The following is a 20,078-nucleotide window of genomic DNA, read 5'->3' as shown; positions in this document are numbered from 1 at the left end:
GCCATCGACCCCTGATCCGCTATCCTCGTGCCCGGCACTGTGCCGGGCATGATTGTTTCGGGGGCTGATCGAAGTGCGGGGGGTGCTGCAGGTTTCGTTATTTCGCCCTGCGACAGCCGAATGCCTCCTTCGAAATTGCAGGGCTACCCCCTCGCCTCCACCGTCGCCTCCTTCAGCGCCGCCTCATCGACGAAGATGCCGAGGCCCGATCCCTCCGGCAGCCAGGACGCGCCCGCCTCCAGCCGGACGGGCTCCTTGAGGATTTCCGTGCCCAGAACGAAGGCCGAGGTGTAGTACTCGGCGCCGAGCGTCATGGCAGGCGTCGAGGCGGCGAAGTGGATGCCGGCGGTGAGCGCGATGCCGGCCTCGTACATGGTGCCGCCGTAGCAGGGCATGCCCGCCGCCGACGCGATGGCGGCGATCGCCTTGCCCTTGGCGAAGGATCCCGCCTTCATCAGCTTGATCGAGATGGCGTCGGCGAAGCGGGCGCGGGCGCAGTCCACCGCCTCCTCCGGCGAGAAGACGCTCTCGTCCGCAAGGATCGGCGTGTCGATGGCTCGCGGGATCTCGGCCATGGCATCGCGCCGATCACGCGCCACCGGCTGCTCGATGAAGGCGGGGCGGAAGGCCTCGACGTCGCGCAGGGTCCGGATGGCGTCGACGGCTGCAAGGCCCTGGTTGTAGTCGATGCGCAGCGAGGCGTCGGCGGGCAGGATAGCGGCGAGACGCTCCAGCCGGCGCATGTCCTCGGCATGGGTGGAGAAGCCGGTCTTCACCTTGAACAGGCGGATGCCCTCGGCGAGACGGGAGCGGGCGAAGTCGAGGTCGGCATCGAAGTCCGGATTGGCGATGGAGACCGAGAGCGGGATGCTCTCCCGGAACACGCCGCCGAGGAGTTCGGCGACGCTGATGCCCGCCGCCTGCCCGACGAGATCGTGCAGCGCCATGTCGAGCGCCATCTTCGCCTCGGGATGTCCGACGAGGGTGCGGTCGGCCTCGGCCATGATAGGCGCGAGATCCTTTGCCGAGCGGCCGATGACGAGGGGGCGCAGATAGACGTTGAGGGCGGAAACCGCCGCCTCCGCCGTGCCGGAAAAGACCGACCACGGCGCCGCCTCGCCCCAGCCGGTGAGGCCGTCCCTGGTGTGGAGCGAGATGACGACGCCCGGCAGCGCGTCGGCGACGTCGCCGACGCCATGCTTGCGGGTCATCTTCAGCGGCCAGCGGGTGAGCCGGACCTGCATGCGGTCGATGATCATGGCGTCGATGCTTCCCTGGCGACCCGCGCCTCGGCGCGCACTGCGGCCTGATCGGCGAGGATGACGTCTTCCCGCCCGGCGGCGGCCTTCTGGACGAGGTAGAGGGCGAGGCAGACGAGGATGGCGAGGGCGAGCCGCCACCAGGCACTGACCGCATCGACCAGCACCAGAGCGATGCCGATCGCGACGAGCGGAACCCGGGCCACCATGGGCAGAGGCGCCCGGAAGAAGCCGAAGAAGCCGGCGGCGACGATGGTCAGGCCGATGGCGTTGACCACGAACTCGCTGACGAACTCGTGCCACGTGTCCTGCATCAGCAGCGAGTTGGAGTGCAGGTAGGAAAAGCCGATCAGGAAGCCGGCGCTCGCCAGCCGGAAGGCGACGACGCCGGCCGCCATCGGACTGCAGCGCGCAATGGAGGCCGCCGCATAGGACGCGACCGAGACGGGCGGCGTCGCATCCGCGAGGATCGAGAAATAGAAGACGAACATGTGCGAGGCGAGCGCCGGCACGCCGAACTGCTGGAGGATCGGTGCGCCGATGGCCGCGCCGATGATGTAGGCGGCGGTCGTCGGCACGCCCATGCCGAGGATCAGCACCGTGATCGCCACCAGGAAACCAGCCATGTAGAGGCTCGATCCCGCGAGGCTGGTGACGACGGTCGAGAACGATATGACCATGCCGGTCACCGTCAGGCAGGCGACGAACATGCCGGCGCCGGCGCAGGCGAGCGCCACCACCACCATGTTGCGGCCACCCGCCGCCAGCATGCGCAGGATGTCGACCGGCCCGAGCCAGGTGTGGCGCCTGAGGAGCGAGGCGGGCCAGACGGCGACCACGCCCCAGAAGGCGGCGAAGGACGGGGAATAGCCGCCGATCATCGCGCCGATCATGACGAAGACGGGAATCAGCAGATGGACGTCGCGCAGCACCTCGCCCCAGGTCGGGATCTCGGAAGGGTCGCAGCCGGCGAGCCGCAGTTTCCGCGCCTCCAGATGCACGCTCACCATGATCATGAAGAAGTAGAGGATCGAGCCGGCGAGCGCCGCCAGCGCGATCGTCTGGTAGGGAATGTTGGTGATCTCGGCCATCACGAAGGCGCCCGCCCCCATCACCGGCGGCATGATCTGGCCGCCGACGGAGGATGCCGCCTCCGTTCCCGCGGCGAAGGCGGGGCGATAACCGTTGCGGATCATGGCGGGAATGGTGAAGGAGCCGGTGGTGAAGACATTGGCCACCGACGAGCCCGAGATCGTGCCGAAGAGACCGGAGGAGAAGACCGCGACCTTGGCGGGGCCGCCTGCCTGCCGGCCGGCCGTCGCCATGCCGAGATTGTGGAACAGTCGCCCGACACCGGAGCCCTCGATGAAGGCGCCGAAGATGATGAACATGGCCACCATCGTCGCCGAGATGCCGGTGATCGAGCCATAGACCCCGATGGAGTTGAACAGATACATCGTCTCGATGATCTGGCTCGCGGGAATGTCGCGGAAATGCAGGATCCCCGGCATGTATTCGGTGACGAAGAGATAGACCATGCCGATCGAGACGAGGCCCGCGAGGGCCGGGGCCACGGCGCGCCGCAGCGCCTCGATGACGAGGACGATGGCGAGCACGCCGCCGGCCAGTTCGACCGGGAAAACGGGGTCCACCGTCTCGAAGCGCAGGTTGATGATGGAGGCGCAGTAGGGCCCACCATTGGCGCAGGCGAAGGAGTAGAGGCTCGGGAGGACCGCAAGCGCCGAGAGAACCCCGTCAAGGAGGCTCGGCCTGTGCTTGGGCGAGGCCCCTGTCGCCGGGTAGAGGATGAAGGCCAGCGGCAGGAGCAGCAGCAGGTGAACGGAGCGCTGCTCGCGCGGCTCCAGAAAGCCGAAGCCGCCGGTCCACAGGTGGAAGACCGAAGCGGTCACGGCAACAGCCGCCGCCAGCCAGAAGACTGGACCTCTCAGCTCGCGCATCGGCTCAACCCGCAGTCAGACAAGGAGAGAGGTCCGGGCGGGTGGCCCGGACCTCGTCGTCGATCGCAGGCCGCTCAGCCCTGGACCCAGCCGCGCTCGCGGTAATAGCGCAGCGCGCCGGGATGGACCGGCACCGGGCGGTTGGCGACGGCCGTCTCGCAGCGGTAGTCCTTCAGCGAGCCGTGGATGCGCGGCAGATCGGGAATGCTCTCGCAGATCGCCTTGGTGATCTTGTAGACGATGTCCTCCGACACGTCGGACGAGGTGACGAGGGTGGTCGCCATGACGAGGGTCTTCACCTCGCGCGTGCCGTGGAAGCGCGGATAGGTGCCAGCGGGAATGACGCCGGAGCCCATGCCGTGGCGCTGCTTGAAGGCGTCCAGCACGTCCTGCGGGATGTCGAGCAGTTCGCCATCGCGGCCGGTCGCCATGTCGACCACCGCCGAGCCGGGCAGGCCGAGGGCGAAGAAGGCATAGTCGAGCTGGTTGTCGCGATAGGCGGAGGCGAGGTCGGCATAGGCGGCGAGCTGGAAGCGCCACCCGCGGGCGCGCAGGCTGTCATAGGTCTGGCCATAGACGGCGAGCAGCCAGCGCAGGGCGATCTCGTCGGTCGCGCCGTTGTTGGCGCCGCCGAAGCGGATGTTGCGCCCCTCCTTGAACAGGGTCGCGACGTCCATGGTCTGGCCCGGCGCGCGGATGAAGTGATAGGGCGTGTCGCCGAAGGACTGGCCGATCATGCGTAGCTTGTCGGCGGCCGGCCGGCCCTGGTACGTGCCGGTGCCGGCGGCCGCCATGGCGGCGAAGATGTCGATGGACATGGCGAGCTGGGCCTGTCCCTGCTGCACCGCGACCGGGTTGGCCGCACCGCCGCCCGGAACGGCCTTGATCGTCATGCCCGGGATCTTGTCCTCGAGGAGTTTCGCCGCTCCCGAGACGATCGTATACCAGCCGCCGCCGATGGAACCGCCGCGCCACTCGACAGTCTGGGCCGAGGCTGGCGCCAGTGCGCCCGCGACGACGGCAGCGGCCATGCCGGCCGCCAGAATGAAACGATTGAACATGTCACTGACACCTCTGGTACGCGGGTCATGACGCCCGCCTGTCACAAACTCTATCCCGCCCGAACGCCAAGGCAACGACGAATTGGCGCATGCCAGACCGACGCGGTCCCGACGATCGGGCAGAGCGACCGCAGAGGGGGTCAGAAGCGCGCGGGCGTGAACGGCGTGATCGGGATCGAGGTGGGAGCGCCAGCGACGATCTCGGCCACCACCTTGCCGGTGATCGGACCGGTGGACAGTCCGATATGGCCATGGCCGAAGGCGAAGACGACGTGCGGGTGGCGCGGCGCGCGGCCGATGACCGGCATGCCGTCCGGCGTCGAGGGCCTGGAGCCGCGCCATGGCGCAGGCTCGACGCTCTCGCCCAGGGCCACAGTCTGCCGCGCATCGGTCTCGACGGCGGTGATCTGGGTGAGGTTCGCGGGCGCGTCGCGGCGGGCGAGTTCGACGCCGGACAGAAGCCTCAGGCCCGCATTCATCGGCGCGACCACATAGCCGCCGCCGGTGTCGTGGATCGGTCGCGACAGCTTGTGCTCGCCGCCATCGGCGAAATGGCGGTGATAGCCACGCTCGGCGGCGAGCGGCAGTCGGTAGCCCATCGTGCCGGTGAGATCGTGCGCGGCAGCGCCCGCGGCGATCACCACGGTCTTCGCCGCGATCTCGCCGCCACCGTCCAGCAGCACCCTGGCGCCGTCGCCGTCCTCGACGACGGTGCGCGCCCGCGCAGCGACGATGGTCGCACCGCGTCCGCGCGCCGCGGCCTCATAGGCCTGCACCAGCGCGCCCGGATCGCGCACCGAACCCGTCTCGCTGTGCCAGACGGCTTTGGCGTAGCGCCGCTTCAGGGCCGGCTCGAACTGGGGAAGCTCCGCGCCCTCGATGACCTCGAAGCCGACCTTGTGCTGGCTCAGGAGTTCGCGCTCCAAAGCCGCGCCGGCAAAGGCCTCCTCGCTGCGGTAGAGCTTCACCCAGCCGCGCCGCATGATGAGGTCCTGCACGCCGATCTCGCCGGCGATGCGCCAGTGCTCGTCATAGGCCGCCGCGCAGAGAGGATCGAGGGCCGCCGCCGCTTCCCGCCACGACGCCTCGTTGCAGCGGCGCATGAAGGCCAGCGCCCAGGGCATCACCGCGAGCAGCGACCCATAGTCGACACGGATGGCGATGTCGCGGTTCAACGCGTAGCGCGGCAGCTTGGCGAGCAAGCCGGGTCCCGCCACCGGGAACAGCGAGCCGCGCGAGATGACGCCGGCATTGCCGTAGCTCGCCGCGTCGCGGATGCTGCCGGGGTCGACGAGCGTGACGGTGAGGCCGCGCGCAAGGCAGGCCAGCGCAGTGGCCGTTCCCACCATGCCGCCGCCGACGATGGCGACATCGCTCGTGTTGGCCGTGCTCATCGGGGCCCCCTGCCCTGCCGGCGCGCTCAGCGCGCCACCTTCGGATGCGTGCCCTCGCCGAGGTCCCAGTAGAGCCCGGCCATCAGGCCGATGGCCTCGCGCACCAGCGCCGATGGAACATGCTCATTGGGGGCGTGCTGCGAGCAGCCCGGATAGGAGTGCGGCACCCAGATGGTTGGCATGCCGATGATCTCGGCGAAGACGTCGTTGGGCAGCGAACCGCCGGCATTGGGAATGACCGCCGGCTTCTTGCCGGTGGTTTCGGCGATGGAAGCCGCCGCCCACTTCACCCAGGGGTGGTCGGGATCGGTGCGGGTCGCCTTGAAAGCGGCGTCGCGGCCGCTGGAGACCTCGACATCGGGAAAGCCATGGCGGACGAGATGGCGCTTGATGGCCGGGATGAAGCCGTCGGGCTCGGAACCGACCACGGTGCGGATCTGGCAGGTGGCCCTCGCCGAAGGCGGCACGGCGTTCTGCGGATTGCCGATGTCGCCAGCGCCGATGGCGAGCACCTCGAAAGTGTTCCAGCCATAGACCTTTTCGGCCGGCGTGAAGCCCGGCTCGCCCCACCAGGCGTCGATCTGCGGGCCGCCGGGAATGCTGGCGGGCTCGATGTCGGAGAGCGCCCGCTTCACCGATTCCGGCATCTCCTTCGGCAGCAGTTCATGGACGCGGATCTGGCCGGTCGGGCCGATGATTGTGGCGATGGCATGGGCGAGGCGGATCGCCGGGTTCGACAGGAGGCCGCCCCAGTTGCCGGAATGGTGGCCGCCCTCGCGGGCGTTGATCTCCAGGTCGATGCGATAGCCGCCTCGGGCGCCTAGGCACATGGTCGGGCGTTCGGCGGTCATGCGCGGGCCGTCGGAGCCGATCAGGATGTCGGCAAGGAAGAGCTCGCGGTTGTCGCGGGCGAGATCATGCAGGCCGGCCGAACCGACCTCCTCGCCCATCTCGATGAGATAGCGCACGTTGAAGCCGAGCTTGCCGCGCGTCTTCAGCACGCAGCGCAGCGCCTCGATGTTGATGGCGTGCTGGCCCTTGTTGTCGACAACGCCGCGGCCGTACCAGCGCTCGCCGGTGTCATCGAGCGTCCAGGGATCGCGACCGTCCTTCCACTGGCCCTCGAGGCCTGCGATGACGTCGCCGTGGCCATAGCCGAGGACTGTGACGAGGGCGGGATCCTCGATCCGCTCGGCGAGGAGGAAGGGACCCTTGGCGTTGGGGTGGGTGAGGATGCGGCAGGTGAAGCCCATGGACTCCAGCGAGGGCTGCATCTCGTCGGTCAGGTAGCGGGCAAGGTCCGGGGCGCGTGCCGGGTTCTGGCTCTCGGTCGGGATGGCGATGCGGCGGGCGAAGATCGCCTTCAGGCTGCCGTCGTCGAACATCTGGTGGGCGGCGGCGATGGCGGAGGCGCGGGTCATGTCGGACTCTGCAGAAGGGGTGAGGAGCAGGAGATTATCGCGATGGGCGGCTTCCGCCATGGGCGAAAGCCGGCAGGTGTCATGCGGAGACGGATGTCTCCGACCAACCGTCAGGACCGGCTGTCGGGTGCCGTCACGTCGCGCAGGCCGTCGCCCATCATGTTGATGGCGAGCACCAGCAGGGCCAGCGCCGCGCCGGGGATGGCGATGAGCCAGAAGGAGAAGAACATGAAGTTCTTGGCTTCCGAGATCATCAGCCCCCAGGAGGGCAGCGGCGGCTGTACACCGAGGCCGAGGAAGGACAGCGCCGCCTCGAGCAGGATGGCGCTGGCGGCCTCCACCGTGCCGACGACGATGAGGTGCGGCATGACGTTGGGCAGGACCTCGCGCAGGATGATGCGCAACTGGCTGGCGCCGCTGGCGCGCGCCGCCTCGACGAAATCGAGCGAGCGCACCTGCTGCGTCGCCGAGCGCATGACGACGGCGAAGCGGTCCCATTTGAGCAGGCCGAGCACGGCGATGACGATGCCGAGCGTGCCGCCGACCATGGCCACCACGGCGAGCGCCACCAGCACCACGGGAAGCGCCAGGCGCGTGGTGATGATGAAGGTGACGATCAGGTCGATCCGGCCGCCGAAATAGCCGGCGGCGAGGCCGAGCGCCGTGCCGATCGTGCCGGAAATCAGCATGACCGAAATGCCGATCAGCAGCGAGATCTGCGCGCCGTAGAGCGTGCGCGAGAGATAGTCGCGGCCGAGATTGTCGGTGCCGAACGGATGGAGCCAGCTGCCGCGCTCGTACCAGACCGGCGGCACGAGGCGATTGTTGAGGTCCTGGGAATAGGGGTCATGCGGCGAGATGAAGGGCGCCAGCAGGGCGATCAGCGCGATGATCGCGAAGATGCCGGTGCCGATCATCAGGCCCTTGTGCTTGAGCACGCGCCGCTTGAACCGCGAGGGCGGAACGACGGCGACGGCAATGGTCGGTGTCTGGACGATGTCGCTCATGTCAGCCCACCCTGATCCTGGGATCGAGCCAGGCATTGACGAGGTCGGCGGCCAGCGTCAGCCCGACATAGCCGACCGACAGCAGCATGAGCACCGCCTGGATGACCGGGAAATCCTTCTGGGCGATGGCCTGGTAGGCGAGGTAGCCGAGCCCGTCGAGCGCGAAGACCGTCTCGATGACGATGGAGCCGCCGAGGAGGAAGCCGAGCTGCACCGCGGTCAGCGCCACCACCGGCACCAGCGCGTTGCGCAGGGCGTGGCGCAGGATCACGGTCACGGGCGGCAGCCCCTTGGCGCGGGCCGTGCGGATGTAGTCGGCGTTCAAGACCTCGATCATGCCGGCGCGCACCAGCCGCATGAAGGGCGGCGTCACGTAGTAGCCGAGCGCCACCGTGGGCATGATGAAATGCTCCCACGAGTCGGCGCCGGACACGGGTAGCCAGCCGAGGCCGATCGAGAAGACCATCACGAGGCACAGCGCGAAGAAGAAGTTCGGCAGGGCCTGGCCAGCCACCGCGATCCACAGGCAGAGCCGGTCGATCCAGGAATTCTGCCAGACCGCCGCCATGATGCCGAGCGGCAGCGATAGGCCGAGCGCGAACAGGATCGACAGCACCGCGAGGACGATCGTGGTCTGGATCTTGGTGATGATGAGATCGAAGACCGGGGTGCGGAAATAGAGCGACTGGCCGAAATCGCCGGACAGCGTCTTCCCCAGCCAGTCGAAATACTGGACGACCAGCGGGCGGTCGAGACCGTATTGCTGACGTACGGCGGCGATGTCCTCGGCGCGGGCGCCTTCACCGGCGATCGCGATGGCGACGTCGCCGGACAGGCGCAGCAGCACGAAGGCCAGGGCCGACACCGCCAATGCGACGAGAGCGGCCAGTCCCAGCCGCTTGAGCGTGTAATTGAACATGCAGATGGGCGCCTTGGGCTAGCCAGTCCGGCCGCGACGGCAGTCGCCGCGGCCGGATCATAGCATCACTTCCAGCGCATCTCCCAGAAGCGCGGCAGTTCGTCGGGATAGGCCGCGAACTCGAGATCCTTCGCCGCCGCATAGAAGGTGACGAGGTTGTAGAGCGGCACCGAATAGACCTGCTCGGAGATGATCTTGTGCGCCTCGCGATAGGCGACGAGGCGGGCCTGCGGGTCGGTCGTGGTGTCGCCGCGCTGCAGGAGCTCGATCACCTTGGGATCGCGCGAAATGTCGTCGTCGAGACCCTTGTAATAGACGGGGGTCGAGGCCGACACGTCGTTGATCGAGAACGAGCCCCAGGTCTGGTGCGCCATGGATGCGCGATGCGAGCGGACCTGGTCGCGCATCGCGGCGTACTGGCCGAAGCGCAGCGTGGCGCGGATGCCGACGGCGCGCAGGTAGTTGATCATCGCCTCGGACTGGTTGCGCTCGCGATAGGCGTGCAGTTCCAGCTCAAATCCGTTCGGGAAGCCAGCCTCGGCCAGCAGTTCCTTCGCCTTGGCGGGGTTGTAGTCATAGACCTGAGCCTGCGAGGCATCGCAGCCGAACTGCGTGGGGAAGCAGATCGCATTGATGATCTGCGAGCCCTCGCCTACCAACTGGCGAGCCATCGTCTCGCGGTCGATGGCATGGGCGATGGCGCGGCGCACGCGCAGGTCACGCAGCTGCGGGGCCGGCGAACGCTCGGTGGTGGCGAGGTTCAGGAAGACGATGCGCATGGTGCCGCCGGAGACGATCTGCAGCGTCGGCACGGCCCGCATCTGCTGGGCCTGGTCGGGGGCGATATTCATGACGAAGTCGAGGCCGCCCGACAGCATCTCGGCGACCTGCGTCTGCCGGTCCGGGATGAAGCGGATGACGATGCGCTCGATCTGCGGCTGCGGCTTCGGGCCATCGCGGAAATAGTCGGGGTTGCGCTGCAGCGTGAGGGAGCGGCCGATCTGGTGCTCGACGACGCGGTAGGGGCCGGAGCCGACCGGCTTCTCGTTCATGCCCTTCGGACCCACCTGCTCGTAATAGGCGGCCGGATGGATGACGATGGGGCCGGCGAGGTATTCGATCGCCGCCGGGAAGGGGCGCTTGGTGATGATGCGCACCTTGTGGGCGTCGACCTTCTCGACCCGGTCGATCCAGTTGACGTTGGACTGCGTGGTGGAGCGGTTGGCCGGGTTGGCGACGAAGTTCAGCGTGTAGACGACGTCGTCGGCGTTGAACTCGGCGCCGTTGTGGAACTTCACGCCACGGCGCAGGTCGAGCTCGAGGGTCGTGTCGTTGACCCAACGCCAAGCAGTGGCGAGCTGGCCCTTGTACTCGTTGGTCTTGGGGTCGCGGTAGATCAGCGTGTCCCAGACCTGATGGGCGATGATCACGCCGATACGGACGTTGTTGAAGAACGGGTCGACGTTCTCCGGCACCTGGTCATAGGCGAAGCGGATGGTGTTCTGCCGCTTCTGCGCCTCGGCCGGCGCGGCCAGACCAGCGGCGAGCGCCACGCCCAAAATCATCCCAAAGAAACGTCGCGTGGACGAAAAACGCATCGCCACCTCCCCCAAAACAGAAAAACGATCTGTGATGCTGGCTTGCCGGCAAGGAGGGAGTCAAGGCGAGCCGGAGAGAAGCTGCCGCGCCGTCAGGCCTGCCGGAACGCGATGAAGCGTGCCGCCGCCATCAAAGTGGCGGCCCCGGACCCGAAGGGCGACAGATGCCGCTCTGCATCGCCAATCAGGCGCGTCAGTTCGTCGCGCGCCCAGGTCGCACCGCGCAGCGATACGAGTGTGCCCTTGCCGCGCGCGGCATCCTTGCCCGTCGCCTTGCCAGCGAGGCTGGCGTCGCCCTCGTGGTCGATGAGGTCGTCGGCGATCTGGAAGGCGAGCCCGATGATCTCGCCATAGGTCGCGAGAGCCTGACGCTCGGTCTCCCCGGCCCCGCCGAGAACCGCACCCGCCAGACAGGCGAACCGGATCAGCGCGCCGGTCTTCATCGCCTGAAGCTGGCGGATTTCCGGTTCCGGCAGCGCCAGCGGCGCGCCGCCGTCGAAGCGACCCTCGGCTGCGAGATCGAGCATCTGGCCGCCGGCCATGCCGCCGAGCCCTGCGGCGCGGGCGAGCAGCAGCGTGAGCTCCGCGCGGATCGCAGGATCGGCATGGGTCGGCGCCGCGGCCATGGTCTCGAAGGCGAGGGTGAGGAGGCTGTCGCCGGCAAGGATCGCCGTCGCCTCGTCATAGGCCTTGTGAACGGTCGGCCGGCCGCGACGCAGGTCGTCGTCGTCCATGGCCGGCAGGTCGTCGTGAACCAGTGAGTAGCAGTGGACGAGTTCGAGGGCCGTGGCAGCCGGAACCGCGGCGGCCGGCTCGACGCCGAATAGCGCCGCACTCTCGATCACGAGGAAGGGTCGCAGCCGCTTGCCGCCGGCAAGTACGGCGTGGCGCATGGCCGCCATCAGGCGCGGCGGGCGCGGCGTCTCGCCCGCGCGCACCTCGTCCGACAGCAGGCGTTCGAGTTCCCCCTCGACGAGACGCGCGGACACGGCGAGGCGTCTGTCGAAGGAGGAAGGGTCGGACAGGGCGGGGCGGGACTTGGCGCGGTCGGACATGGCGGTTCCGGCGGTCAGGGTTCATCCGGTCCGACCGGTGGCCGAGGCCAGGGCGCGCGTCAAGCGCCAGGGTGAGCCCGCGAGCATCCGGATTGCGGGAGACAACCCCCAGACCGATTGAAACCCGGGGCGACCTTGCTAGGATCGTCCCGTCCGCCACCCCAGCATCGATCCCGCCATGCGCCCGTCTCGCTTCCGCCTGCCCATGGCCCCTGCTCTCGCGCTGGCCTGTCTGCTGATGGCGACGACGGCGCCCCACCCGGCCGCGGCGCAGGCGACCCAGATGCACGGCGCCTTCAGCCTCAACCTGCTCTCGCCCGCGCAGCGCGCAGACGTGATGAAGCGCGTCGACAGCTACGCGCTGGTGGAGGTTTTCCTGCGCGCCTGCGGGCGGCCGCCGGCGCTGGAGAGCCGCTTCCGCCGGGCCGCGGCGGGCTGCATCCAGCCGCAGACCATCACCACGCTCACCGGCCAGTACCGGCGGGCGCTATCGGCGCGCGGCGGGCTGCGCTGGGACTGCCGCAGCGCCAACGGCAGGCGGATGATCGCGCGCTCGGAGCATGCGATCCGCCTGACGTTCACCGATCTCAATCGGCTGTGCCGGCGCGGCTGATCAATCGTCACGTTCGCGCTTCAGAATCGAGAAATCGACCCGGGACAGTTCGAGATCGTACTTGCGGCCATCGGCGGCGATGGCGTCGTCCACTTCGAAGCGGCCGTCGTCGAGTTCGATCTCGCCCCAGCGGACGAAGCCCTCGCGGCGCAGCGTCGCCTCGATCTGACGCCGCTCCTCGGGCGTGACGGGACGGTCGTCGGCGCGGGCGGGCGCCAGCGATGCGGCGGCGGTCAATCCGAGGGTGGCGGCAAGAACGGCACGGCGGTCGAGAATCGGCACGGAGACACTCCTATGGTCGTGGCAACACACGGGAGAAAACGCGCGACGGTCCGGTCAGGTCCCCATGGGTGACAGAGGGTCGCGATTCCGCCGCCTGCGCGCCGAGCCAGTCCGGGCCAATCACCGCTCGGGATGAGCCGGCAGATGGTCCTTCCAGGTGGCCAGTGCCGCATGCCCGGCCACCGAGAGCACATAGATGCCGCGCCCCTGCCGCTCGAACCAGCCATAGACGTTGCGGGTGAGGATCGCCGGCGCGTCGGCGGCGAGAGCGGTCAGATCGCGCGGGCGCAGGGGGCCGGCTGCCAGTGCCTGCGCCATGGCGAGCGTGCGCTGGCGGTAGGCGGTCATGATGGGCCGGCGCGTCGAACCGCCGAGCGCAGGGTCGCCGCGCCGGCGGCGATGTTCGGCGACGATGCGGGATCGGCGTTTGCCGTCGTGCCGCGGCTTCCACGGCACCGGCTCGACCACCACCTCGACGCCGCCCATGGGCAGCACCGACAGCAGCCCGAAGCCGCAGAGCCGGCAGAGCTTCCTGACGCGGCTGTCATGCTCGCGGCCGCGCCCTCGGGCCGAGGCCTTCACCGCCAGCCAGACCTCGTCGGCGGCGGCGGAACGGTCGACCGCCTGCAGGACGAGTTCCAGGGTGAAGGACTGCTTCAACTCGCCGACAACGACGGCGGCCGACGCGCCGTCGGACAGGGCGACGAGGTCGCAGCCCATGATCTCGCCCTTCACCTCAAAGCCGAGGCCTTCGAGGAAGGTTTTGACGGGGAGATAGAGCGAGGTTTCCAAGGGCGGGTTCCACGGACTGAAAACCCGCGCGTAAAGTCGATTCGGTTCTGTGTCGAGGCGGCAGAGGCGGCCCGATGGCGGGCTTTCCTTGACATTCCGCCCCGTCCCCTCTATCCGCACCCCACTCTCGCTCATCCGAGACCTGCCTTCGCCGACCGGGACCCGATCCCGGAGGTTCCCGCCCGACAGCGCAGCATGCGCCCTCGGGCGCGAAACGCGTTGCGGTTCCGGGGGACCGGGACCACCTTGGGGGCATCCCCAGGGTGAACTCCGGAGTGACCATGTTCGAAGGCCTGTCGACACGACTGTCCGGCATCCTCGACCGCCTCAAGGGCCGCGGCGCGCTGAGCGAAGCCGACGTGCAGGAGGCGATGCGCGAGGTGCGCCGCGCCCTGCTCGAGGCGGACGTGGCGCTCGAGGTCGTGCGCTCCTTCACCGACAAGGTGCGCGACCGCGCGGTCGGCGCCGAGGTCATCCGCTCGGTGACCCCCGGCCAGATGGTCGTCAAGATCGTCCACGACACGCTGGTCGAGACGCTCGGCACCGAGGGCGTCGCCATCGACCTCCAGGCCGTGCCGCCGGTGCCGATCATGATGGTCGGCCTGCAGGGCTCGGGCAAGACGACCACCACCGCCAAGCTCGCCAAGCGCCTCTTCGAGAAGCAGAAGAAGAAGGTGCTGATGGCCTCGCTCGACACGCGGCGTCCCGCCGCGATGGAGCAGCTCGCCATCCTCGGCAAGCAGATCGGCGTCGACACCCTGCCGATCGTCGCCGGCCAGACGCCGGTGCAGATCGCCCGCCGCGCCATCGAGGCCGGCCGCCTCGGCGGCTACGACGTGGTGATGCTGGACACTGCCGGCCGCACCCATGTCGACGAGGCCCTCATGATCGAGGTGGCCGAGGTCGAGAAGGCCGCAGGTCCGCACGAGACGCTGCTCGTCGTCGACAGCCTCACCGGCCAGGACGCCGTCAACGTCGCCCGCTCCTTCACCGGGCGGGTCAACGTCACCGGCGTGGTGCTGACCCGCGTCGACGGCGACGGCCGTGGCGGCGCGGCCCTCTCCATGCGCGCGGTCACCGGCAAGCCGATCAAGCTTCTCGGCACGTCGGAGAAGATGGACGGGCTGGAGGACTTCCACCCCTCGCGCATCGCCAACCGCATCCTCGGCATGGGCGACATCGTCTCGCTGGTCGAGAAGGCTGCGGAATCGATCGATGCCGAGAAAGGCATGGCGATCGCCAAGCGCATGCAGGCGGGCCAGTTCAACCTGGACGATATGGGCGACCAGCTCGACCAGATGATGAAGCTCGGCGGCATGCAGGGCCTGATGGGCATGCTGCCCGGCGTGAAGAACATGCAGAAGCAGCTTGCCGGCGCAATGGACGACAAGGCCATCAAGCGCCAGCGCGCCATCATCCGCTCCATGACCCCCTGGGAACGGCGCAACCCGAAGGAAATCGACGGCAAGCGCCGCCGCCGCATCGCCCGTGGCTCCGGCACCCAGCCGGAGGACGTCAACAAGGTGCTGAAGATGCACCGCGGCATGGCCGACATGATGAAGGCCATGGGCGGCGGCGGCGCCAAGCGCGGCCCCATGGCGGGCCTCGCCAACATGTTCGGGCTCGGCGGTGGCATGCCGCAGCCGACGCCTGAAATGCTCGCCGAGTTGCAGAAGAAGATGCCCGGCGGGCTTCCCGGCGCTTTGCCGGACAAGATGCCGGCGCTGCCGCCCGGCGGCCTGCCCCCCGGCTTCCCGGGCCTTGGTGGACTCGGGGGCGGCAAGCCTCCCGGCCTTCCCGGTTTTCCCTTCGGCAAGAAGAAATAGCCGGCTCAGTTCACCGCATTCCCACCCATCACGAACGACCCAACGGAGTATCCCATGTCGCTCAAGATCCGCCTCGCCCGCCGCGGCACGAAGAAGCGCCCCTTTTACCAGATCGTCGTCGCCGACTCGCGCTCGCCGCGCGACGGCCGCTTCATCGAGAAGATCGGCACCTACAACCCGATGCTGTCCAAGGACCAGAAGCGCTATGACCTCGACGTCGAGGCCGCCAAGGCCTGGCTCGCCAAGGGCGCGCTGCCGACCGACCGCGTCGCCCGCTTCTTCGATGCCGAGGGCCTGGTGAAGCGCACCGCCTCGAACAACCCGGAGAAGGCCGTTCCCGGCAAGAAGGCCGAGGAGCGCGCCGCGTCCAAGGCCGCCAAGGCCGCGAAGGGTGCCGAAGCCGCCGCCGAGTGATGTGCTGAACGCCTCCGTGCCGGGCGACCTGCACGGAGGCCAGTGCGTCCTTCGAGGCTCGCTGCCGCTCGCACCTCAGGATGAGGGGAGTTTGTGATTTGCATCGAGCTTTGTCGGAAGCGGCCCGGTCGTCGCGTCCCCCTGGTGCCCGCCACCCACCGTCCTCATCCTGAGGTGCGAGCGGCAGCGAGCCTCGAAGGACACGCTCCCCTCGTGCCAGGCTCATTATCCATGTCCACCGATCTCGTCCTCGTCGCCAAGTTTGGCGCCCCGCACGGGGTGCGCGGAGAGGTGCGCGTGAAGTCCTACACGCAGGACCCGGCGGCCATCCTCGACTACTCGCCGCTCCAGTCACGCGACGGCCGCCTCTTCACGGTGACAAGCGTGCGCCCGGCCGGCGAGGTGCTGGTTGCCCGCATCGCCGAGCTGACCGACCGCAATGCGGCGGAAGCCGTCACCAACATGCAGCTCTTTGTGCCGCGCGAGCGCATTCCGCCCGCCGAGGACGAGGACGAGTTCCTCCATGCCGACCTGATCGGCCTGAAGGTCGAGACCCTCGCGGGCGAGCCGGTCGGCACGGTCACCGCCGTCTATGATTTCGGCGCCGGCGACGTCATCGACGTGGCGCGCAAGGGCCAGAAGGCGGTGATGATCCCCTTCATTAGGGCCGTGGTGCCGACCGTCGACATCGCCGGTGGCCGCGTCGTCATCGACCCGCCGCCGGGGTTGCTGGAAGATACGCCCCGCGACCCGCAAGACCGCGACTGACGGGCCCGCCGATGTTCCGCGCCTCGGTCCTCACCCTCTATCCCGAGATGTTTCCCGGCCCCCTCGGCCTGTCGCTCGCCGGCCGGGCGATGGGCGAGGCCTGGAGCCTCGACACGCATTTCATCCGCGACTTCGCCACCGACCGTCACCGCACCGTGGACGACACGCCGGCCGGCGGGGGCCCCGGCATGGTGATGAAGGCCGACGTGGTAGCGCGCGCCATCGACCACGTCTCGCCGGAGGGTGACGCGCGGCCGCGCCTCTACATGTCGCCGCGCGGCAGGCCGCTGACGCAGGACCATGTGCGGGAGCTCGCCGCCGGCCCCGGGGCGGTCATCCTCTGCGGCCGGTTCGAAGGCGTCGACGAACGGCTCATCGCCGCGCGCGGCCTCACCGAGGTCTCCATCGGCGACTACGTGCTGTCCGGCGGGGAACTGGCCGCCATGGTGCTGATCGACGCGGTGGTGCGGCTGCTGCCGGGCGTCATGGGCCATGCCGAGAGCGGCACCGAGGAGAGCTTCGAGACGGGCCTCCTCGAATATCCGCACTACACGCGGCCGCAGGTCTTCGAGGGCCTGACGATCCCGGATATCCTCGTCTCCGGCGACCACGCGAAGATCGCGAAGTGGCGACGTGCCGAGGCCGAGCGCCTGACGCGCGAGCGGCGGCCGGATCTCTGGGCGAAGAAGCAGGGCTGATCCGGCGAGGACATGCCCTGCACGGCGCCAAGTGCGTCCTTCGAGGCTCGCTCCTTCGGAGCTCGCACCTCAGGATGAGGACCGTTGAGACCGGCATCACGGGTGGTTGCGGCACGGCCGTTCAGCTTTCCACCCGAGGTGCCATTCACCCACCTCCTCATCCTGAGGTGCGAGGCCGGAACGGCCGAGCCTCGAAGGACGCACTCTCCCTGGTGCAAAGCCGCCCGCAGCCGGCAGAATCCACGTGACAATCCCTGCCTTTTCGACTATCGAGCCCCCTTCCGGCGGGCAGGTCTCGTGAGACTCCCAAGCCCATCCTCGGAACCAAGACCAACAAGATGCCGGCAAAGCCCGGCCACAAGGATTGAACCGATGAACCTGATCCAGACCCTCGAGGCCGAAGAGGCCGCCCGCGTCCTCGGCGACAAGAAACTGCCGAACTTCGCTCCCGGTGACACCGTCATCGTCAACGTGAAAGTCCGCGAAGGCGACCGCTCCCGCGTCCAGGCCTATGAGGGCGTCTGCATCGCCCGCTCCGGCGGCGGCCTGATGGAGAGCTTCACCGTCCGCAAGATCTCCTATGGCGAGGGCGTCGAGCGCGTCTTCCCGGTGCATTCCCCGGTGATCGATTCCATCAAGCTGGTGCGCCGCGGCAAGGTCCGTCGCGCGAAGCTCTATTACCTGCGCGATCGTCGCGGCAAGTCGGCCCGCATCGCCGAGCGCGTGGAGCGCAACGACAAGGCCTGAGCCTTCCTCCTCCGAGCCAATCGCGGCGGGGCCTTCGGGCCCCGTTTGCTTTTCTGCGGCTCGCAATAGCGCCGCGTCCAAGCGTCTGCATTTGCCTCGTCGAAATCGATCGTGTACGGCGGAACGACGTGCTCTGCCAGTGGATCCCGATGCCAGATCGTTCACATGCCGACGCCGTCGTCATCGGCGCGGGACCAGCAGGTCTGACGGCCGCCTATCTCCTGACGAAGCAAGGTCGCAACGCCGCCGTCATCGAGGCAGACCCGACCTATGTCGGCGGCATCAGCCGGACGGTCGCGTACAAGGGCTTTCTCTTCGACATCGGCGGGCACCGCTTCTTTTCGCGATCGAAAGAGATCGTCGAGCTGTGGCGGGAGATCTTGCCGGACGATTTCATCGAACGGCCCCGGCTGAGCCGCATCTACTACGGTGGTCGATATTACTCCTATCCGCTGAAGGCGTTCGAGGCGCTGCGCAATCTCGGCCTCATCCAGTCCTCGCTCTGCATGCTGTCCTATCTGAAGAGCCGCATGTTGCCGAAGAAGGACGTGCGCTCGTTCCACGACTGGGTGGCCAACCAGTTTGGCGAACAGCTCTTCGCGATCTTTTTCAAGACCTATACGGAGAAGGTCTGGGGGATGTCCTGCGACGAGATCTCCGCCGACTGGGCCGCCCAGCGGATCAAGGGGCTCGACCTCATGGAGGCGGTGGGCGCCGCGCTGCGCAAGTCCCTGCAGCCGGGCGGCAGCGCCATCGGCCGCGACGGCCGTCCCATCAAGACCCTCATCGAACAATTCGACTATCCGCGCCGCGGCCCGGGCATGATGTGGGAGGCTGCCGCGGACCGCATTCGCGAAAAGGGCGGCACGATCCACATGGGCCACACGTTGTCGCGTATCACGCGCAAGGACGCGGGCGTCTACCGTGTCGAAGCCCGCACCGCCGATGGCGCCACGGTCAGCTTCTCCGCTCCCCATGTCATTTCCTCGGCGCCCCTCGCGGAACTGGTCCAGGCCCTCGACCGCCCGCTGGCGGCCGCACCGGCAGCGGCAAAGCTCCGCTACCGCGACTTCATCACCGTCGCTCTCATCGTCGACCGGCAGGACTTGTTCGAGGACAACTGGATCTACATCCATGATCCGTCGGTGCAGGTCGGCCGCATCCAGAACTTCCGGTCCTGGTCGCCGGAGATGGTGCCCGACCCGCGCCTCGCCTGCCTCGGGCTGGAGTATTTCTGCTTCGAGGGCGACGGCCTGTGGGAGAGTAGCGATGCCGAGCTGATCGCCCTTGCGAAGCGCGAACTGGCCAAGATCGGCCTTGCCAGCGAGGCGGAATGCATCGACGGCTGTGTCGTGCGGCAGAAAAAGGCCTATCCGGTCTATGACGGCGAGTACCGGCAACATGTGGAGGCCGTGCGCGCCGAGCTTGCCGAACACCATCCCGGCCTGCATCCGGTGGGGCGCAACGGCATGCACAAGTACAACAACCAGGACCACGCCATGATGACCGCCATGCTAACGGTCAGGAACATCCTGGCCGGCGAGGCGCGTTACGACGTCTGGCAGGTCAACGAGGACGCCGAATATCACGAGGCGGGCGCAAGGCCGTCCGCCGCCCCTGCAGGAGGACTGCGCGCCGTTCCGGCACGGTTCAGCGAGACGTCATGACGTCTCGCTCGTCCCTGGCTGCGGATCGCAGCGGTGACCGCGGCGACCGTTGGTGGGGACAGATGCTGCGCTATGGCTCCGTCAGTGCCGTTGCGCTCGCGGTGGACATGGCGCTCTTCCTTGCGCTCACGGGCTCCGATCTGGGGGCGTTGTCGGCGGCGGTTGCGGGCTATGCGGTGGGACTTCTGGTGCACTTCCTGCTATCGTCCCGGTTCGTCTTCGATGCAGCCCGCACCGGCAAGGGCCGGTCCCGACTGTTCGGCGAGTATGCGCTGAGCGGGATCGCCGGCATCCTCGTCACGGCGGCTACCGTCGCGATGTTGGTGGAGGGCGCGGGCCTTGCGCCCGTCCCGGCCAAGGCTGTGGCGGTGGTCCTGAGCTTCGTCGCCGTTTTCGTGATCCGCCGGTCCATCGTCTTTGCGGCGAGGCCCGCATGACGTCAGGCGGGATGGCGCATCAGAGGCCCAGGGCTGGCCCCCAGTCCCCCCCGACATTCTCCGGCCGTCGGGCGCTTGCGGCCGCACTCCTGCTTTTTTACGCAGGACTTGTCGCGTGGGGCGCCGCCCACCACGCAATGTGGCGCGACGAGATTCAGGCCT

The 20,078-nt window shown here is 68.3% G+C and carries 19 protein-coding genes; 8 read left to right on the top strand and 11 right to left on the bottom strand.

Annotated features, from left to right (window positions below; all coding sequences use genetic code 11):
• Positions 1–143 precede the first annotated feature (143 nt).
• The 9 genes from ACJ4V0_RS00985 to ACJ4V0_RS00945 all read right to left on the bottom strand — a co-directional run bounded on the left by ACJ4V0_RS00985 (position 144) and on the right by ACJ4V0_RS00945 (position 11,672).
• Positions 144–1,259, bottom strand: coding sequence for an enolase C-terminal domain-like protein (locus tag ACJ4V0_RS00985; protein ID WP_448297674.1), 1,116 nt, complete (start codon positions 1,257–1,259; stop codon positions 144–146).
• Entirely contained in the window at positions 1,256–3,217 is a 1,962-nt protein-coding gene (locus tag ACJ4V0_RS00980; protein ID WP_448297673.1) for a TRAP transporter permease, read from the bottom strand. The genes ACJ4V0_RS00985 and ACJ4V0_RS00980 overlap by 4 nt, the downstream gene beginning before the upstream one ends.
• A gap of 74 nt (positions 3,218–3,291) precedes the next feature.
• Positions 3,292–4,278: a TAXI family TRAP transporter solute-binding subunit gene (locus ACJ4V0_RS00975; protein ID WP_448297672.1), complete on the bottom strand. Its 987-nt coding sequence runs from the start codon at positions 4,276–4,278 to the stop codon at positions 3,292–3,294.
• 140 nt (positions 4,279–4,418) lie between these two features.
• Positions 4,419–5,672, bottom strand: coding sequence for an NAD(P)/FAD-dependent oxidoreductase (locus ACJ4V0_RS00970; protein WP_448297671.1), 1,254 nt, complete (start codon positions 5,670–5,672; stop codon positions 4,419–4,421).
• 26 nt (positions 5,673–5,698) lie between these two features.
• Entirely contained in the window at positions 5,699–7,093 is a 1,395-nt protein-coding gene (locus ACJ4V0_RS00965) for a M20 family metallopeptidase (RefSeq protein ID WP_448297670.1), read from the bottom strand.
• Between the two features lie 110 nt (positions 7,094–7,203).
• Positions 7,204–8,100: an ABC transporter permease gene (locus ACJ4V0_RS00960; RefSeq protein ID WP_448297669.1), complete on the bottom strand. Its 897-nt coding sequence runs from the start codon at positions 8,098–8,100 to the stop codon at positions 7,204–7,206.
• Position 8,101: 1 nt separating this feature from the next.
• Positions 8,102–9,019 (bottom strand): ABC transporter permease, encoded by a 918-nt coding sequence (locus ACJ4V0_RS00955; RefSeq protein ID WP_448297668.1) that lies wholly within the window; start codon positions 9,017–9,019, stop codon positions 8,102–8,104.
• Positions 9,020–9,084: 65 nt separating this feature from the next.
• The gene (locus ACJ4V0_RS00950) at positions 9,085–10,572 is read right to left on the bottom strand and encodes an ABC transporter substrate-binding protein (RefSeq protein ID WP_448297667.1); all 1,488 of its coding nucleotides are present in this window, start codon (positions 10,570–10,572) and stop codon (positions 9,085–9,087) included.
• Positions 10,573–10,709: 137 nt separating this feature from the next.
• Entirely contained in the window at positions 10,710–11,672 is a 963-nt protein-coding gene (locus ACJ4V0_RS00945) for a polyprenyl synthetase family protein (protein WP_448297666.1), read from the bottom strand.
• Positions 11,673–11,850: 178 nt separating this feature from the next.
• Here ACJ4V0_RS00945 and ACJ4V0_RS00940 point away from each other — a divergent pair, with 178 nt between their 5' ends.
• On the top strand, positions 11,851–12,285 hold the full coding sequence (locus ACJ4V0_RS00940; protein WP_448297665.1) for a hypothetical protein: 435 nt from the start codon (positions 11,851–11,853) through the stop codon (positions 12,283–12,285).
• On the opposite strand, the gene ACJ4V0_RS00935 is transcribed toward ACJ4V0_RS00940, so the two are convergent.
• Both ACJ4V0_RS00935 and ACJ4V0_RS00930 read right to left on the bottom strand, forming a co-directional pair.
• The gene (locus ACJ4V0_RS00935; protein WP_448297664.1) at positions 12,286–12,567 is read right to left on the bottom strand and encodes a PepSY domain-containing protein; all 282 of its coding nucleotides are present in this window, start codon (positions 12,565–12,567) and stop codon (positions 12,286–12,288) included.
• Between the two features lie 120 nt (positions 12,568–12,687).
• Positions 12,688–13,359, bottom strand: coding sequence for a DUF2161 domain-containing phosphodiesterase (locus ACJ4V0_RS00930; RefSeq protein ID WP_448297663.1), 672 nt, complete (start codon positions 13,357–13,359; stop codon positions 12,688–12,690).
• Between the two features lie 281 nt (positions 13,360–13,640).
• On the opposite strand from ACJ4V0_RS00930, the gene ffh reads away from it, so the two are divergent.
• From ffh to ACJ4V0_RS00895, 7 genes are all read left to right on the top strand, one after another.
• On the top strand, positions 13,641–15,185 hold the full coding sequence (gene ffh / locus ACJ4V0_RS00925) for a signal recognition particle protein (RefSeq protein WP_448297962.1): 1,545 nt from the start codon (positions 13,641–13,643) through the stop codon (positions 15,183–15,185).
• 54 nt (positions 15,186–15,239) lie between these two features.
• Positions 15,240–15,599, top strand: coding sequence for a 30S ribosomal protein S16 (gene rpsP / locus ACJ4V0_RS00920; protein WP_448297662.1), 360 nt, complete (start codon positions 15,240–15,242; stop codon positions 15,597–15,599).
• Between the two features lie 231 nt (positions 15,600–15,830).
• Positions 15,831–16,367 carry a ribosome maturation factor RimM gene (gene rimM, locus ACJ4V0_RS00915; protein ID WP_448297661.1) on the top strand — a complete coding sequence of 179 codons (537 nt, stop codon included), beginning with the start codon at positions 15,831–15,833 and terminating at the stop codon, positions 16,365–16,367.
• An 11-nt stretch (positions 16,368–16,378) separates the two neighbouring features.
• On the top strand, positions 16,379–17,065 hold the full coding sequence (trmD, locus tag ACJ4V0_RS00910) for a tRNA (guanosine(37)-N1)-methyltransferase TrmD (RefSeq protein ID WP_448297660.1): 687 nt from the start codon (positions 16,379–16,381) through the stop codon (positions 17,063–17,065).
• A gap of 372 nt (positions 17,066–17,437) precedes the next feature.
• Positions 17,438–17,812 carry a 50S ribosomal protein L19 gene (gene rplS / locus ACJ4V0_RS00905; protein ID WP_448297659.1) on the top strand — a complete coding sequence of 125 codons (375 nt, stop codon included), beginning with the start codon at positions 17,438–17,440 and terminating at the stop codon, positions 17,810–17,812.
• A 149-nt stretch (positions 17,813–17,961) separates the two neighbouring features.
• On the top strand, positions 17,962–19,479 hold the full coding sequence (locus ACJ4V0_RS00900; protein ID WP_448297658.1) for an NAD(P)/FAD-dependent oxidoreductase: 1,518 nt from the start codon (positions 17,962–17,964) through the stop codon (positions 19,477–19,479).
• Positions 19,476–19,916 (top strand): GtrA family protein, encoded by a 441-nt coding sequence (locus tag ACJ4V0_RS00895; protein ID WP_448297657.1) that lies wholly within the window; start codon positions 19,476–19,478, stop codon positions 19,914–19,916. The genes ACJ4V0_RS00900 and ACJ4V0_RS00895 overlap by 4 nt, the downstream gene beginning before the upstream one ends.
• Positions 19,917–20,078: the final 162 nt, after the last annotated feature.

It is taken from the genome of Phreatobacter aquiterrae (assembly GCF_053471285.1).
The sequence above is the reverse complement of the archived record's forward strand: the minus strand, read 5'-3'. Positions and strand labels throughout refer to the sequence as shown.

Excerpts from the sequence above, each read along its gene's own strand:
- ACJ4V0_RS00985 (WP_448297674.1), bottom strand. The coding sequence starts at position 1,259 with ATGATCATCGACCGCATGCAGGTCCGGCTCACCCGCTGGCCGCTGAAG.
- ACJ4V0_RS00900 (WP_448297658.1), top strand. The coding sequence starts at position 17,962 with ATGCCAGATCGTTCACATGCCGACGCCGTCGTCATCGGCGCGGGACCA.
- rimM (WP_448297661.1), top strand. The coding sequence starts at position 15,831 with ATGTCCACCGATCTCGTCCTCGTCGCCAAGTTTGGCGCCCCGCACGGG.
- ACJ4V0_RS00960 (WP_448297669.1), bottom strand. The coding sequence starts at position 8,100 with ATGAGCGACATCGTCCAGACACCGACCATTGCCGTCGCCGTCGTTCCG.
- ACJ4V0_RS00970 (WP_448297671.1), bottom strand. The coding sequence starts at position 5,672 with ATGAGCACGGCCAACACGAGCGATGTCGCCATCGTCGGCGGCGGCATG.
- ACJ4V0_RS00980 (WP_448297673.1), bottom strand. The coding sequence starts at position 3,217 with ATGCGCGAGCTGAGAGGTCCAGTCTTCTGGCTGGCGGCGGCTGTTGCC.
- ACJ4V0_RS00895 (WP_448297657.1), top strand. The coding sequence starts at position 19,476 with ATGACGTCTCGCTCGTCCCTGGCTGCGGATCGCAGCGGTGACCGCGGC.
- ACJ4V0_RS00940 (WP_448297665.1), top strand. The coding sequence starts at position 11,851 with ATGCGCCCGTCTCGCTTCCGCCTGCCCATGGCCCCTGCTCTCGCGCTG.
- rplS (WP_448297659.1), top strand. The coding sequence starts at position 17,438 with ATGAACCTGATCCAGACCCTCGAGGCCGAAGAGGCCGCCCGCGTCCTC.
- ACJ4V0_RS00965 (WP_448297670.1), bottom strand. The coding sequence starts at position 7,093 with ATGACCCGCGCCTCCGCCATCGCCGCCGCCCACCAGATGTTCGACGAC.
- rpsP (WP_448297662.1), top strand. The coding sequence starts at position 15,240 with ATGTCGCTCAAGATCCGCCTCGCCCGCCGCGGCACGAAGAAGCGCCCC.
- ACJ4V0_RS00955 (WP_448297668.1), bottom strand. The coding sequence starts at position 9,019 with ATGTTCAATTACACGCTCAAGCGGCTGGGACTGGCCGCTCTCGTCGCA.
- ACJ4V0_RS00975 (WP_448297672.1), bottom strand. The coding sequence starts at position 4,278 with ATGTTCAATCGTTTCATTCTGGCGGCCGGCATGGCCGCTGCCGTCGTC.
- ffh (WP_448297962.1), top strand. The coding sequence starts at position 13,641 with ATGTTCGAAGGCCTGTCGACACGACTGTCCGGCATCCTCGACCGCCTC.
- trmD (WP_448297660.1), top strand. The coding sequence starts at position 16,379 with ATGTTCCGCGCCTCGGTCCTCACCCTCTATCCCGAGATGTTTCCCGGC.
- ACJ4V0_RS00945 (WP_448297666.1), bottom strand. The coding sequence starts at position 11,672 with ATGTCCGACCGCGCCAAGTCCCGCCCCGCCCTGTCCGACCCTTCCTCC.